This window comes from Alistipes sp. An66, from assembly GCF_002161445.1.
Taxonomy (GTDB): domain Bacteria; phylum Bacteroidota; class Bacteroidia; order Bacteroidales; family Rikenellaceae; genus Alistipes; species Alistipes cottocaccae.
Map to the genome: position 1 here is coordinate 99,121 of NZ_NFHT01000008.1, position 14,687 is coordinate 113,807.

Here is a 14,687-nt window from a genome sequence, read left to right on the forward strand (position 1 = left end):
GCGCGGGACGGCTAAATCAGAATGCGCCCGAGGGAAAAGACATAGTAGTCCACCGGGCTGCCATAGGGACGCGGCGGCGCGGTGCAGGCGGCAATGCGGACTCCGAATGCGGATTCGACGGCCGAGCGTACGGCAGCACGCTGCCGTACGACGAATTTGTGATCGAGGGATACGACCGGAGTTTCTGCTTGAAAATCACAGGTATGAGTCCAGGCCGACAGGTAGTTGCGAACCGCGGCTGCGACCTCCTGATCCGCCGGCTGGGTCAACACGGGATGGACCTCGCGGAGCTCGTCGCGGACAGAGATCTCCTCCAGGCTCCCCGTCAGCACGAAGAGCGACAGAATCAGCAAGTATTGAATTCTCTCCACCATCGGATCAGCGGCATTTCACGCTGCGAAGATACGCTCTTTCGGGCAGAAAAACGAACCGGCAGACCAAAAAATTTCAAAAAAAGTCTCATTCCCGGCGGGAAGGCGGCTCCGCAGGCCGGTTCCCGGGCTCCGGACGACACGCGGGGAGCGCCCGCATCTGCGGACGCTCCCCGCGCACACGCCGCCCGGGGCGGACGTGCTTCGCGTCGGTCAGCGGCGGGCGTAGCGGTCGCTGACGCAGCGCCAGTCGACGACGTTCCAGAGTGCCGCGACGGCATCGGCGCGCCGGTTGCGGTAGTCGATGTAGTAGGCGTGCTCCCAGACGTCGATTCCCAGCAGCGGGATGAGCCCCTTGCGGAGGGGATTCCCGGCATTCGGCTCGGCGAGGATCGACAGATGCCCCTGCCGGTCGGCGGCCAGCCACACCCATCCCGAACCGAACAACCCCGCGGCAGCCTGATTCATGCGGGTTACGAGGGCATCGAGCGATCCGAAGTCGCGGTCGATGGCCGCACGCAGTTCGGGCGACGGCTCCCGCTGCGGCTGCGGCGAGAGCTGTTCGAAAAAGAACGCATGGTTCCAGGCCTGTGCGGCATTGTTGTAGAGCGGGCCGTCGGCCGCGAGGAGGATGTCTTCGAGCGGCTGTCCGGCCAGCGGCGAATCGAGCAGTAGTTCGTTGAGTTTGGCCACATAGCTCGCATAGTGTTTGTCGTGGTGAAAGCGCATCGTCTCCTCGGAGAGGTACGGCGCCAGCGCCCCGTAGTCATAGGGCAGTTCGCGGGGCTCGAAACGGGAATCGGTCACAGTGTCGGTCATGGCGGTCATCAGCATGAGAATCGGAAATAAAAAAGGTACGGTCATTTTTCAGTTTTTCTGCAATTCGCTTCCGATGCCGACAAATTGAATGCCCGAACTGCAAAATCTCGAAAAAATTTCGTATTTTTGGTTGAAAAACCAATCAATCGTCACAACCATGAAACTACCCTATGCCGAACCCTACAAGATCAAGATGACCGAGGCCATCCGCACCTCCACGCGCGAAGAGCGCGAAACCTGGATCCGCGAAGCCCGCTACAACCTCTTCAAACTCCGCGCCGACCAGGTGACGATCGACCTGCTGACCGACTCCGGCACGGGGTCGATGTCCGACCGCCAGTGGGCGGCGATGATGACCGGCGACGAGAGCTACGCCGGGGCTTCGTCCTATTTCCGGCTGAAAGCCGTCATCGAACGACTCTTCGACATGCCGTGGTTCCTGCCGACCCACCAGGGGCGCGCCGCCGAGAACGTGATCTTCTCGGCCCTGCTCCGCGAAGGCGACATCGTCCCCGGCAACTCGCACTTCGACACCACGAAGGGCCACATCGAGTTCCGCCGCTGCCACGCCGTGGACTGCACGATCGACGCCGCGGCCGACACACAGCTCGAAATCCCCTTCAAGGGCGAGATGGACACGGCCAAACTGGAAAAGGTGCTGCGCGAAAACCCGCGCGAGAAGATCCCGTGCGTGGTGCTGACCATCACCAACAACACGGCCGGGGGTCAGCCCGTTTCGATGCGCAACATCCGCGAGACGGCCGAGGTGTGCCGCCGTTACGGCGTGCCCCTGCTCATCGACTCGGCGCGCTTCGCCGAGAACGCCTACTTCATCAAGACCCGCGAAGAGGGGTATGCCGACAAGTCGATCAAGGAGATCGTGCGCGAGATCTACCAGTATGCCGACATCATGACCATCTCGGCCAAGAAGGACGGCGTGGTGAACATGGGCGGTTTCGTGGCCATGCGTTCCGAGGAGCTCTTCACCCGGGCCAAATCCTTCTGCATCATGTACGAGGGTTATGTCACCTACGGCGGCATGTCGGGGCGCGACATGGACGCCCTGGCCGTGGGACTGGACGAGAATACGGAGTTCGAACAGCTCGACGCGCGGATCCGTCAGGTGAAGCTGCTGGGCGACCTGCTCGACGAGTACGGCGTTCCGTACCAGCGTCCGGCCGGAGGGCACGCGATCTTCATCGACGCCAAGCGGGTGCTCCCGAACCTCCCGAAGGAGCAGTTCATCGCCCAGACGCTGGCCGTGGAGCTCTATCTCGAAGCGGGCATCCGGGGCGTGGAGATCGGCTCGATCCTCGCGGACCGCGATCCCGAGACGCACGAGAACCGCTATCCGGCGCTCGAACTCCTCCGCCTGGCCATTCCGCGCCGCGTCTACACGGACAACCACATCCGCGTGATCGCCGCAGCCTGCCGCAACATCTACGAACGCCGTACGGAGATCACGACCGGCTACCGCATCACCTTCGAGGCGCCGATCCTGCGCCACTTCACCGTCGAGTTGGAGAAGATCTGACCCGACGCTCCATGCCGATAAAACGACCGACGCCCGGGGTTCCCCACGGAACTCCGGGCGTCGTTTCGACAAAGGCGGCCGCTCTCCCGCCTGCGGCGTCCAGCAAGGCCGGGCGGGAATCGGAGATCCGGCCGATCAGAGCAGCGTTTCGAGGATCTGCACGGCGTTGAGCGCAGCCCCCTTCTTGATCTGGTCGCTCACGCACCAGAACGCCAGACCGTTCTCCGAGGTCAGGTCCTTGCGGATGCGGCCCACGTAGACGGGGTCCTTGCCGGCGATGAACAGCGGCATCGGGTAGACCTTGCCGGCGGGATCATCCATCAGCACGACCCCTTCGGCCTTCGAGAAGGCCTCGCGGGCCTCCTCCACCGATACCGGGCGTTCGGTTTCGAGCCAGATGCTCTCCGAGTGGGCGCGCATCACCGGGACACGCACACAAGTCGCCGAGACGCGGATGTCCGAGTGCATGATCTTGCGCGTCTCGTGGAACATCTTCATCTCCTCCTTCGTATAGTCGTTCTCCGTGAAGACGTCGATATGCGGGATGACGTTGTAGGCCAGCTGGAAGGCGAACTTCTCGACCGTGGGCTCCTTGCCGGCGCCCAGTTCGGCGTACTGCTCCACCAGTTCGGCCATGGCCGAGGCCCCGGCGCCGCTGGCCGACTGGTAGGTCGACACGTGCACGCGGCGGATGTGCGAAAGGTTCTCGATGGCCTGCAAGGCCACGACCATCTGAATCGTCGTACAGTTCGGATTGGCGATGATCCGCCGCGGGGCGTTCTTCGCATCTCCGGGGTTGACCTCCGGGACCACCAGGGGCACGTCGGCATCCATGCGGAAGGCGCTCGAATTGTCGATCATCACGGCGCCGTGTTTGGTAATCGTTTCGGCAAACTCACGCGACGTGCCGGCTCCGGCCGACGTGAGGGCGAAATCCACCCCCTTGAAGTCGTCGTTGTGTTGCAGCAGTTTGACGGTGATCTCCCTGCCGCGGAAACGGTAGCTGCGTCCGGCACTCCGTTCGGAGCCGAACAGGAGCAGTTCGTCGATCGGAAGATCGCGCTCTTCGAGAATTTTCAGGAACTCCTGACCCACGGCGCCGCTGGCGCCCACGATGGCAATTTTCATGGTTCGTTTCGTTTAATCGGTTTGGCGGGCAAACCTTCCGGACAAAGATAGTAAAAATTTTTAGAAAACAACCCCTGCTCGCGTAATTTCGTCCGGGACAGGGAGTTTCCGGAGCCGGGCGGAGCAGCGCCCGGGGTCCGGACAGGATGCGGGCGTCAATCGAAGAAGTCGTCGTCCTCCGTAGTCTCCGTGTCGGCAGCCTCCATTTCGTCCTCACAGTCGTAACGGGGCATCATCGGCGGCCGCACGAACTGATCCGTACGGCTGACGCCCAGCCGACCGTCGTCATAGACGCGCTTCATGAACTCCCCGACGATCGGAAGGGCCGCCACACTGCCCTCGCCGCCCGAGATGAAGTGCACGGACTGATCCTCGCCGCCGACCCATGCTCCGGCCACCAGCCGCGGCGCCACGCACATGAACCACGCATCGCGGTTCTTGTTCGACGTACCGGTCTTGCCGCCGATCTCCATGTCGGTCAAACCGAACTGCCATTTCAGCCGTCCGGCCGTTCCGGCGTTGACCACGCCCTGCAACATCGTCAGCATCGTATAGGCCGTGCGTTCGCTGATGGCGTCCTGCGACTGCGGGATGAACGTCGCGATGAGGTTGCCCTGACGGTCCTCGATGCGCGTCACGAAGATCGGATCCGTGTGCACGCCCTCGTTGGCGAAGGTCGAGAAGGCGCTGACCATCTCGTAGACGTTCGATTCCGAGGTTCCGAGGCACAGCGCCGGAACCGGATCGATGTAGCTGCGGATACCCATGTTGTGGATGAAGTCGGCCACGGCTTCGGGCTGTTTGGCCTGCTTCATGATCCAGGCCGAATAGTTGTTGCGGCTGCGGGCGAGGCCCCAGCGCAGCGGGTGCAGCACGCCGTCGTATTCGACCCGCCCGGCCTCCTTCGGCGACCAGGCCGTACCGTTGGCCGTCTCGATCGTCGTCGGCAGGTTCGGGACCATCGTGCAGGGGGTGAATCCCAGATGGTCGATGGCGAACGTATAGACGAAGGGCTTGATCGTCGAACCGATCTGCCGTTTGCCCTGCTTGGCCATGTCATACTTGAAGTAGCGGAAGTTCGGACCGCCGACGTATGCCTTGACCGCACCCGTACGGGGATCCATGGCCACCATTGCGGCGCGCATGATGCGCTTGTGGTGGAGGATCGAGTCGCGCGGCGTCATCAGCGTATCGCGCTCGCCCTTGTAGGTGAAGACCTTCATCGCGCAGGGCCTGTCGAACGACGCCAGAATCTCCTTCTCGCTGCTCCCGGCCTCCTTCATCTCCCGGTAACGGTCCGAGTAGCGGATTGCCTGGCGCATGATCCGGTCGCGCTCCGCGCGGTCCGTATCGAGGAACAGCACCTTCGTATTGCGGTACTGCGCATCCATCTTGGGTTGGATGACCGTCTCCATCTGCTTCTGGACCGCCTGTTCGGCATAGGCCTGCATCCGGGAGTTGATCGTCGTATAGATTTTCAGTCCGTCGCGGTAGATGTTGTAGGGCGTGCCGTCGGCCTTGGTGTTCTTGTGGCACCAGCCGTAGAGGGGGTTCTCCTCGTACTCCTTCACCGCCTGGTCATAGTCCCATTCGTTGTAGAACTGGCTGCGCTTCGGGCGTTCGGCGTTCATCACCAGGCGGAGCATCTCGCGGAAGTAGGTCGCCGAGCCCTCGTTGTGCGACACGGGCTTGTAGTTCAGCACGATGGGGAGGGCCGCAATCGAGTCACGCTGGGCGCGGGTCAGGGCGCCGGCCTCCGCCATGCGCGAGAGGACCAGATTGCGGCGCGCCAGGGCGTTGTCCGGATTCCGCACGGGCGAGTAGCGCGTCGGGGCGTTCACCACGCCGACCAGCACCGCGGCCTCCTGCACGTTGAGTTCGTGGGGTTCCTTGTTGAAAAAGGTGTGGGCCGCCGACTTGATGCCGTAGGCGTTCGAGCCGTACTCCACCGTATTGAGGTACATGGCGGCGATCTCCTCCTTCGTATAGTTGTATTCGAGTTTGAGGGCGGTGATCCACTCTTTGAGTTTCGCGGTGACGAGTTTGGCCATCCGTCCCAGCCGTCCCCGGTTGCCCGTATCGCGCGGGAAGAGGTTCTTGGCCAGCTGCTGCGTGATGGTCGAGCCGCCGCCCTGCGAGGTGTTCTGCAACAGCACGGTCTTCACGGCCACGCGCGCCAGCGAGGGGATGTCGATACCCGAATGGCTGCGGAAGCGCGCGTCCTCGGTGGCGATGAGCGCCGCGACGATCGGCGGCACCTCGTGTCCGTCGAGGCGGATGTGGAGCGTCGAATCCGCCGGGAAGAGGTCGGCATACTGCACGTAGGAGCGGTTCTGCACGAAGAACGTGCCGAGGACCTTCCCGTCCTCGGAGTAGATCTCCGTGGCGAGGTTGCTCCGGGGGTTTTCCAACTCCTCGAACGAAGGCATGCGTCCGAAGGTTCCGAGCGCCGTGAGCAGCAGCAACAGGCCCACCAGGGCGAAGGGCGCGAAGGCCACGATCCAGATCCATTTTATCGCCTTCGGGCTGATTCCCGACTTTTTACGCTGTACCATACATCCGATTTTGCGGCAAAGATACAAAATATTCCCCAACAAATCATTCAAAACGGCAGACCGAGCGAGGCACCGATCCAGACACCGCCGCTCGACGGTCGGTAACAGGAGACGGTGAAGGAGGAGGTGGCCGATGCCGGCTGCCGGAAGAGGTTGAAATCGAACGAGAGGTCGCCGCCTGCCGACCAGATCCCGCGCCAGGTCAGGCCGCGGGTTCCGGGGGTGCGGAACCGGGCGTAGTCGCCCCCGATGTTCAGGCGGATACGCTTGAAATAGATCACCGAACCGATACCGCCCTCGGGATAGCAGAGCGGCAGCCGGTAGTTGAGTTCGCCGGCCGTGTAGTTGTTCGAGACGATGTCGGCCGAGGTGAAGCCCCGCGGAATGAGGCGCGTGGACTTGTAGCTCAACGGAGCGTAGCCGCCCGGGAACTTGTAGCCGCCGATCGACGTCTGGTAGGTCGCGGCCACCGAGAGCGAATGGTGCGGGGCGACGCCCGGCAGGTAGGTCTGGCCGTAGAACGAGATCAGATCGCTGAAATAGCGGTCCGCGGGGTTGAACGTGTAGTTCGTCATGAGGGTATAGCCCCAGCGGGGCGCGAAGTCGCGGTGCGCGAGCCGCACCTGGTCCGAAAATCCCACGCCGAAGGCCACCTTGTGCAGGCCCTTGCGGAAACCGATGTGCTGGATGTTGGTGATCCCGCCGTTATCGCCCCAGCGGATCTCGTCCAGATCGGCGACCATGCCGTTCGAGTAGTTCCAGCCGGCCGACACCGTAAGCTGCCGCGTGCGGTATCCGCGCTGGAAACAGAGCGGCAGCGAGGCCGTCAGCCCCACGGAGTAGTATTTGTCGGGGGCGGGACGCGACTGGTACTCGTATTTCCCGGTCTGGGCGTTGTACTGCCCGAGCGAATAGAAGAGCTGGTTGCCGCCGTAGGAGGCGTCGAGATCGAAGCGCACGCCCAGTCCGAAGTAGCGCACGCCGAGGTTCACGAGCGAGCCTTCGTGGCGGTTCCAGCCGTAGGAGGCGTAGGACTCGGTGTTCGAGAGGAGGTTCTGCGAGATGAGCGTGACGCCGGCATTCAGGTCGATCGCCTGCTCGTCGACCAGCGAGAAGGGATTGAACGCCACGGGCATCCAGCTGTGTACATTGATCAGATTGGGCACTTTCCGATAGCGTTTCGCCCGGAAATCGCGGCTCTGGGCCGTTGAGTCCGCCGCCGTGAACCGCACCGTATCGAGATTCACCACCTCCCAGCGCCGGCGCTCCGGGTTGACGAGGTTCACCGGCAGCCGCGACGGCGCCACGGGAATCAGCGCGCTGTCGGTCGGCTGTTCCGCCACACGATAGCCCCGCCGGTCGTAGGTCGTCACGAGCAGCTCCCCGCCGGCCGGCGCCGGATCGAAGGAGCCGTAGGCGGAGGTCGTGATGCGGTATTCGCGCCCGGTCGTCAGATCGTAACAGTGGGCTTCGTCCTTGCCCGAGGCGATCGAGCCGTAATAGAGCCGTCCGTCCCCGGCCCGCAGATCCGAGAGCGTGATGTAGGCCCCTTCGGTCACGGCGTGCAGTCCCTCGGCATCGATGCGTCCGATCCACATGCCGCTGTCGTCGGTCACCAGCACATACCAGGCGCGCGTCAGGTCGTCCCACGCCAGGCCGTGCAGCTCCTTGCCGTCGGGTGCCGCGAAGCGCTGCTCCCCGGCACCGTTACGCCGCACGGCCACCGTATAGCGGCCGTCGGGGCTGTATTCGACCCATCCCAGTTCGTCGGGCGTTGCCGTGGGATAGAGCACCCGCCGGGCATGCCCGGCCGTCCGGGGGCGTCCGTCCGCAAGATTCATCCAGCAGAGCTGCGAGTTGACCCGCTGTTCGAAGAGCAGCGAACGCCGGTATTCGGTCCACCAGATGCGGCCGTTGCCCAGCGTCGGGCGCGTGGAGATCAACCCCGTCGAGGCGATCGTATGCTCCTCGCCCGTGCGGCGGTCGATGCGCACGAAGCGGGACACGCGCCCCAGGTCGGTCTTGACGGCCAGCACCGCCGTATCGCCCAGCGGCAGCGGCCACTGGTAGGTCGTATGGTTTCGTTCGGGAAGCCCGACGAGCGGCCGCGCGCTGTCGCTCACCTTCGGCAGGGAGTCCCAGAAGCGTTCCAGCGTGTCGAACGTTTCACGGAACAGCTTGCTGACATTCGTATCGTAATACTTTTCCAGCGCGATCCGGGTCGTGGCCAGCAGGTAGGGGTTGCGCGCGCCGTACCATGCCACGCGGTCCCAAATGTTCTCATCGTAACGCGCCCAGGCATAGGAGCAGATCTGATAGCCCAGTTCGTAGTGGTCGGGGATGTAGTCGCGGTAGGAGCCGCAGAACCAGCGGTCGATGTTGCGGCAGTCGCGGCCGACGCTGCCCATCGCGCGGTAGGCCATCGAGAAGGAGGGTTGCAGCCCCCGCCCGAACGACGACATCATCGTCTCGGACATCACGGCATCGCCCTCCATGGCCCAGATCGGCAGGCACAGCAGTCCGATGGTCGAGCCCTGCTGTCCGAGCAGCCAGCTCAACACGCGGATCACGCCCCGGTCGAGGTTGTTGTACTGCACGGCGTGGCGGTACTCGTGGGCCACGAGCTGTTTGCACCACGGCATCGAATAGCCGTCGACGGCCGGCGAGGTGAGGAACTCCACGCGCTTCGGGAGATACATCACCAGACCGTTCGACTGGAAGTTTTCGGGATGCATGACGAACGGGATGCGCATCGGCCCGCGGCTGAATCCGTAGGAGATGTCGGGCTGCACGGTGCGGATGTAGAAGAGCGTCCGCCGGGCGAGCGCCGAAACCGTATCGGGATAGATCATCCGCACGTCGGGCGTGCGGATCGTCGACCACTTCTGCGGGGGGTCCGAGCCCCAGGTGTAGTACTGCGCGGCGGCACGGTGCATGCCGAAGAGCGTACACAGGGCCACGAGCAGCAGAAACAGCGACCGGCGCACGTCAGGAACCGGCCTTTTTGCAGCGGTAGCCGCTGCGGGTGAGTATTTCGACGATCCGGTCGCGGTGGTCGCCCTGGATGAGGATTTCGCCCTGCTTGGCGGCCCCGCCGACGCCGCATTTCGTTTTGAGCAGGCGCGCCAGGGCTTGCAGGTCCTCGTCGCGCCCCACGAACCCCTTCACGAGCGTCACGACCTTCCCGGCGCGCTGCTTGCGGTCGAGCCACACGCGCAGCTCCTGCCGTTGCGGGGGAAGCGTCTCCGCTTCGGGCTCCTCGTCGGTTTCGTATTCGAAGTCGGGGTTGGTCGAGTAGACCATTCCGAGCCGTGATTTCCAGTCGTTGTCAGCCATAAAAAAATGTTGTTCGGATGGTAGGAATAAAACGTCGCTTCGGGCGCTTTATTTTGCACAAAAATACGAAAATATTTATCTTTGTAAGCGTATGGCCAAGAAGTTCCGCGACAAACTGCGACGCATGAACCCGTTCGCGCATCCGGCATCGCCCGCCGACCTGCCGCAACCGTTGCCCGCCGACCCCAATCAGCGGCTGGTGAGGGTCTATGTCGAGGGGTATGAGGACGTGGCCTTCTGGCGCGGGATCTTCGACCATTTTCACAACCCCTACCTGCGTTTCGAGATCTCGGTGCCCGACCGGGGCGACCTCCCGAAGGGCAAGAAGGTCCTCATGGGGATGATCCCCCAGTCGTCCGAAGAGATGATCCTCTGCGTCGACTCGGACTTCGACTACCTCTTCGCCGGGCGTACCGAACAGTCGCGCGAGGTCGCTGCGGCCAAGTTCATGTTCCACACCTACGCCTACGCCACCGAAAACTACCTCTGCTACGCCCCTTCGCTCCACAACGTCTGCGTCAAGGCCACGAAGAACGACACGCGGATCTTCGATTTCGTGAAGTTCCTGCACGCCTATTCGTGCATCATCTACCCGCTTTTCCTCTGGTATGCCTTCTCGGCGCAGCTCTCCTCGGAGAACGTCTTCCCGCTCATCGACTTCAAGTCGTCGGTGCGCCTGGGCTACCTCGAAATCGAGAACAACGGCGAGCGGACCCTCGAATGGCTGCGGCGCAACGTCGCCAAACGCGAGGAGCTGCTGCGGCGCCGCAACCCGAAGATGATCGAACCGATGAAGGAGTTCGAGGAGCAGCTCCGACAGCGGGGCGTGAAGCCCGAGAACACGTATCTCTTCATGCACGGCCACACGCTCATGGACAACGTGGTGATGATCCTGCTGAACACCGTATGCGAGAAACTGCGGGCGATGTCGATTGCCCGGATCACGGCCTCGCAGAAACAGGGCGTGGCGCTGAAAAACGAGATGTCGAACTACACCAATTCGCTGCGGTCGATCCGCGACGTGCTGCTCGACAACGAGAACTACACGAAATGCCCGCTCTACAAGAGTCTCCAACGCGACATCGAACGCTACATCGCGCGCACGATCCTCGACATGAAGCGCCGCGGGCAGATCAAGGAGAATTCCGTCCTCGGCATCCTGCACCGGCTCCGTCAGGAGCGTTTTTGAACGGAAGGGGCAAGGGGCCGGCCGCAGGCGAAAAGGGGACGCAGGCAAGGAGTGGGCCGCAGACAAGGAGTGGGCCGCAGGCAAGGAGGGGCCGCAGGCGAAACAAGGGGGGGGGCAGGCCAGCCCCAAAAAGCCGGGAAGAGCCCGTAAAGAAAAAAGGAGAGTCCGCATTGATGGACTCTCCTTTCTGTTTTCGGATCGGCGGGGATCAATAGCGCCCCTCCTTCTTGCGGACGATGCGCACCGTGGATTGCGTAGCCTGCCGGATGAAGACCTGCGGACCGCGGGCATAGCGCCGCCACAGTTCGTCGGTATAGCCGCGCACGGTGAGCAGTTCCATGTTCTCGGACTTCATCACGTCGAATCCCGACTCGCGCAGCGCCTCGACCACCTCGTCGATGTGCCACGAATTGTCGACGCAAAGGCTCAGATTCACCGCCGAGTTGTGGATCAGGTTGGTCTTGATGCGGAAGCGTTCCAGCAGCGAGAAGATCGTTGCGAACTTCTCTTCCAGCACGAACGAGAAGTCCCGCGAACGGATCGTCAGCAGCACCTGGTCCTTTTTCAGGATCAGAATCGGCACGTCGACCGGCGCCGACAGCCCGCGGATCACCGTTCCGGGCTTGCGCTTGTCGCCGAAAGGCCGCACATAGAGCGGTATGTTCTTGTTTTGCAGCGGCTTGATGGTCTTCGGGTGGATGATCTGCGCGCCGCTGTACGCCAGTTCGATCGTATCGAGGTAGTTCAGCTCGGCGATCTGCACGGCGTCGGGGAAGATCTTCGGATCGGCATTCAGCACGCCGTCGACATCCTTCCATACCGACATCGACTCGGCATCGAGGATGTTCGCCGCCACGGCCGCCGAATAGTCCGAACCTTCGCGTCCGAGCGTCGTGGTCGTTCCGTCGGGCGCCCCGCCGATGAATCCCTGACCGATGAAGACCGTTTCGGGACCGCCCGCCACGGCCTCCCGCAGGCGGGGCGCCGAGGCTCCGATGTCGACTCCCGCATCCTTGTGACGCTGCTCCGTGACGAAGCAGCGGCGCATGTCGATCCAGCGGTTCGGAACGCCGGCACAGTTCAGGTACTCGGAGATGATCGTCGTCGAGACCAGCTCGCCGTAGGCCACGATCGTATCGTACCACAGCTCGGCATCCTCCGCGCGGTAAGCCGTCTGCGTGGCGACCCGTTGCAGTTCGTCGAACAGCGCGTCGACCTTTTCCAGGCGTTTGGGTTCGTGCCACAGGTCGTCGATGATCTCCGCATGGTATTCGCGCAGCTGGCCGATGTGGTCCAGCGACTGCTGTTTATCGCCCTTTTGGAGCCCCTCGAACACCTTTTCCAGGGCGTTCGTCGTCTTTCCCATCGCCGAAACGATGATGAAGAGATGCTGTTCCTCGTCGATGATCTGGCGCAGGTTTCTCACCCCGTCGGCATTCCGCACCGACGCGCCTCCGAATTTGTAGACCTTCATATTTTTCCTGTTAACCTAACCTTCAATATTCGACAACGCTCCCGCCGCCCGTGCGACGTTCCGTCGTGCGCTGTTTCCGGGATTGCTACTCCCCGACCGGCCGATAGGGCACCCCGATATTCTGGAAGAGGAATGCATACATGTCGGCCGCCTCGTCGATGCGCTTCGAGGTGGGTTTCCCGGCCCCGTGTCCGGCCTTCGACTCGATGCGGATCAGCACCGGAGCCTCCCCGGCCTGGCAGTGCTGCATCTGGGCGGCGAACTTGAACGAGTGGGCCGGGACGACGCGGTCGTCGTGGTCGGCCGTCATCACCAGCGTGGCGGGATACTTCACGCCCTCCTTGATATTGTGCAGCGGCGAGTATTTATAGATGTAGGGGAACTGCTCCTCGTTGTCCGACGAACCGTACTCGACGGCCCAGCCCCAACCGATCGTAAACTTGTGGTAGCGCAGCATGTCCATCACGCCGACCTGCGGCAGGCACACCGCATAGAGGTCCGGACGCTGCACCTCGCAGGCACCGACCAGCAGACCGCCGTTCGAACCGCCGTTGATGGCCAGCCGCTCCGACGAGGTGTACTTCTGCGCGATGAGGTATTCGGCCGCGGCGATGAAGTCGTCGAAGACATTCTGTTTGTTTTCCAGCATGCCGGCCTTGTGCCACGCCTCGCCGTACTCCGAGCCGCCGCGCAGGTTGGCCACGCAGTAGACGCCGCCCTGCTCGACGAACATCAGCGCCGAGGGGTTGAATCCCGGCGTGAGGTTGATCTGGAACCCGCCGTAGCCGTAAAGCAAACAAGGATTCTTGCCGTCGAGCTTCATGTCCTTGCGACGGGTGATGAACATCGGCACCTGCGTTCCGTCCTTCGAGGGGTAGAAGACCTGCTCGGTGACGAAGAGCGCGGGGTCGAAGGCCACCTCGGGCGACTTGTAGAGGGTCGACTCGCCCGAGGCGATGTCGTAGCGGTAGATCGTCGCCGGAGCCGTGTAGTTCGCGAGCGAATAGTAGAGTTCGGTATCCTCCTCCTCGCCGGAGAAGCCGCCCACCGTACCGATGGCCGGCAGCACGATCTCACGCACGAGCCGGCCGTCGTAATCGTACTGCACCACCTGGTTCTGGGCATCCTGCAAATAGGAGGCGAAGAGGTAGCCGCCGGCCGTGCCGACCCCTTCGAGCAGGTTCTTCTCATGCTCGGGGATCACCGTCTCGACCTTCGCGGGCGCGGTCAGCGCGATGCGTTTGAGGGTGTAGTTCGAGGCCCCCTCGTTGGTCACGAAATAGAGGTTGTCCTCCTTGCAGTCGACCGGTGCATAGTCGTGGTCAAAGCCGGCGAGCAGCGTGCGGAACTTCGTCTCGGAGGTTTTCCGACAGAGGATCTCGGTTCCCGAGGTACCCTCCGACGCAATAACGAAGAGCCACTTGCCGTCCTCCGAGGGCCAGGCCGAGAAGTAGCGCAGCGGGTGGGCCTTGTCCTCATAAATGAGGCGGTCGGCCGTCTGCGGGGTCCCCAGCTTGTGGTAGTAGACCTTCTGGAACTGGTTCTGCGCCGAATAGACGCCCTCCTTCGGGGCGTCATAGGCGCTGTAATAGAACCCCTTCGAGTCGGGGGCCCACACGGCGCCGGAGAACTTCACCCATTCGATCCGGTCTTCGGTCCGGGTCTTGGTTTCGGTATCCATGACGCGGATCTCGACCCAGTCCGAGCCCGATGCCGCGGCGGCATAGGCGAAATAGCGTCCGTTCTTCGAGAAGGAGACTGCCGAAAGCGCCACCGTACCGTCCTCCGACAACGTATTGGGATCGAGGAAGACCTCGCCGGCCTCTCCGGGCTGCTGCGTGCGGCAGAGCACCGACTGGTTCTGCAATCCGTCGTTATAATAGTAGTAATACCAGTCGCCGTGTTTCGACGGAGCCCCCTCCTTGGGGTAGTTCCACAGTTGGGTCAGCCGCTCGCGGATGGCATTGCGGAAGGGGATCTGCGAGAGATAATCCTCGGTTACGGCATTTTCGGCAGCGACCCAGGCGGCCGTCGCCTCCGAGTTGTCGTCCTCGAGCCAGCGGTAGGGATCCGGCACCTCGGTGCCGAAGTAGTTGTCCACCACCTCGCCGCGGGCCGTTTCGGGGTAGGGAAGATGCTTTATCTGCTTCATGTTGTCACAACCGGTCATCGCCAGGACCGACGCCCCGGCCAACAGGGCGGCCATACGGGAAAACTGTTTCATAATGCAACGTTTGGGGTGATATTGCGGCAAAGTTAGGAAAAATTCGATATTTTCCAT

At 62.6% G+C, this 14,687-nt stretch carries 10 protein-coding genes; 2 read left to right on the forward strand and 8 right to left on the reverse strand.

Annotated elements, in window-relative coordinates; translation table 11 throughout:
- Positions 1-11: 11 nt before the first annotated feature.
- Complete coding sequence (locus B5G16_RS07295; RefSeq protein WP_239406020.1) at positions 12-371, reverse strand: hypothetical protein; 360 nt, start codon at positions 369-371, stop codon at positions 12-14.
- Between the two features lie 213 nt (positions 372-584).
- Positions 585-1,235: a superoxide dismutase gene (locus B5G16_RS07300; RefSeq protein ID WP_442856541.1), complete on the reverse strand. Its 651-nt coding sequence runs from the start codon at positions 1,233-1,235 to the stop codon at positions 585-587.
- A 112-nt stretch (positions 1,236-1,347) separates the two neighbouring features.
- Here B5G16_RS07300 and B5G16_RS07305 point away from each other — a divergent pair, with 112 nt between their 5' ends.
- Complete coding sequence (locus B5G16_RS07305; RefSeq protein WP_087262736.1) at positions 1,348-2,724, forward strand: tryptophanase; 1,377 nt, start codon at positions 1,348-1,350, stop codon at positions 2,722-2,724.
- A 135-nt stretch (positions 2,725-2,859) separates the two neighbouring features.
- Here B5G16_RS07305 and B5G16_RS07310 read toward each other — a convergent pair whose 3' ends face one another.
- The 4 genes from B5G16_RS07310 to B5G16_RS07325 form a co-directional block, all read right to left on the reverse strand.
- Positions 2,860-3,852, reverse strand: coding sequence for an aspartate-semialdehyde dehydrogenase (locus tag B5G16_RS07310; RefSeq protein WP_087262738.1), 993 nt, complete (start codon positions 3,850-3,852; stop codon positions 2,860-2,862).
- Positions 3,853-4,007: 155 nt separating this feature from the next.
- Complete coding sequence (locus B5G16_RS07315; protein ID WP_087262740.1) at positions 4,008-6,407, reverse strand: transglycosylase domain-containing protein; 2,400 nt, start codon at positions 6,405-6,407, stop codon at positions 4,008-4,010.
- A gap of 47 nt (positions 6,408-6,454) precedes the next feature.
- The gene (locus B5G16_RS07320; protein WP_087262742.1) at positions 6,455-9,394 is read right to left on the reverse strand and encodes a hypothetical protein; all 2,940 of its coding nucleotides are present in this window, start codon (positions 9,392-9,394) and stop codon (positions 6,455-6,457) included.
- 1 nt (position 9,395) lies between these two features.
- Entirely contained in the window at positions 9,396-9,743 is a 348-nt protein-coding gene (locus B5G16_RS07325; RefSeq protein ID WP_087262744.1) for a translation initiation factor, read from the reverse strand.
- A 91-nt stretch (positions 9,744-9,834) separates the two neighbouring features.
- Between B5G16_RS07325 and B5G16_RS07330 the strand changes: the two genes are divergently transcribed.
- The gene (locus B5G16_RS07330; protein ID WP_087262746.1) at positions 9,835-10,932 is read left to right on the forward strand and encodes a DUF4435 domain-containing protein; all 1,098 of its coding nucleotides are present in this window, start codon (positions 9,835-9,837) and stop codon (positions 10,930-10,932) included.
- A 208-nt stretch (positions 10,933-11,140) separates the two neighbouring features.
- On the opposite strand, the gene B5G16_RS07335 is transcribed toward B5G16_RS07330, so the two are convergent.
- A complete protein-coding gene (locus tag B5G16_RS07335; RefSeq protein ID WP_087262748.1) occupies positions 11,141-12,406 on the reverse strand; it encodes an aspartate kinase in 1,266 nt (421 codons plus the stop codon).
- A gap of 85 nt (positions 12,407-12,491) precedes the next feature.
- Positions 12,492-14,630, reverse strand: a complete 2,139-nt coding sequence (locus tag B5G16_RS07340; RefSeq protein WP_087262751.1) for a prolyl oligopeptidase family serine peptidase — start codon at positions 14,628-14,630, stop codon at positions 12,492-12,494.
- Positions 14,631-14,687: the final 57 nt, after the last annotated feature.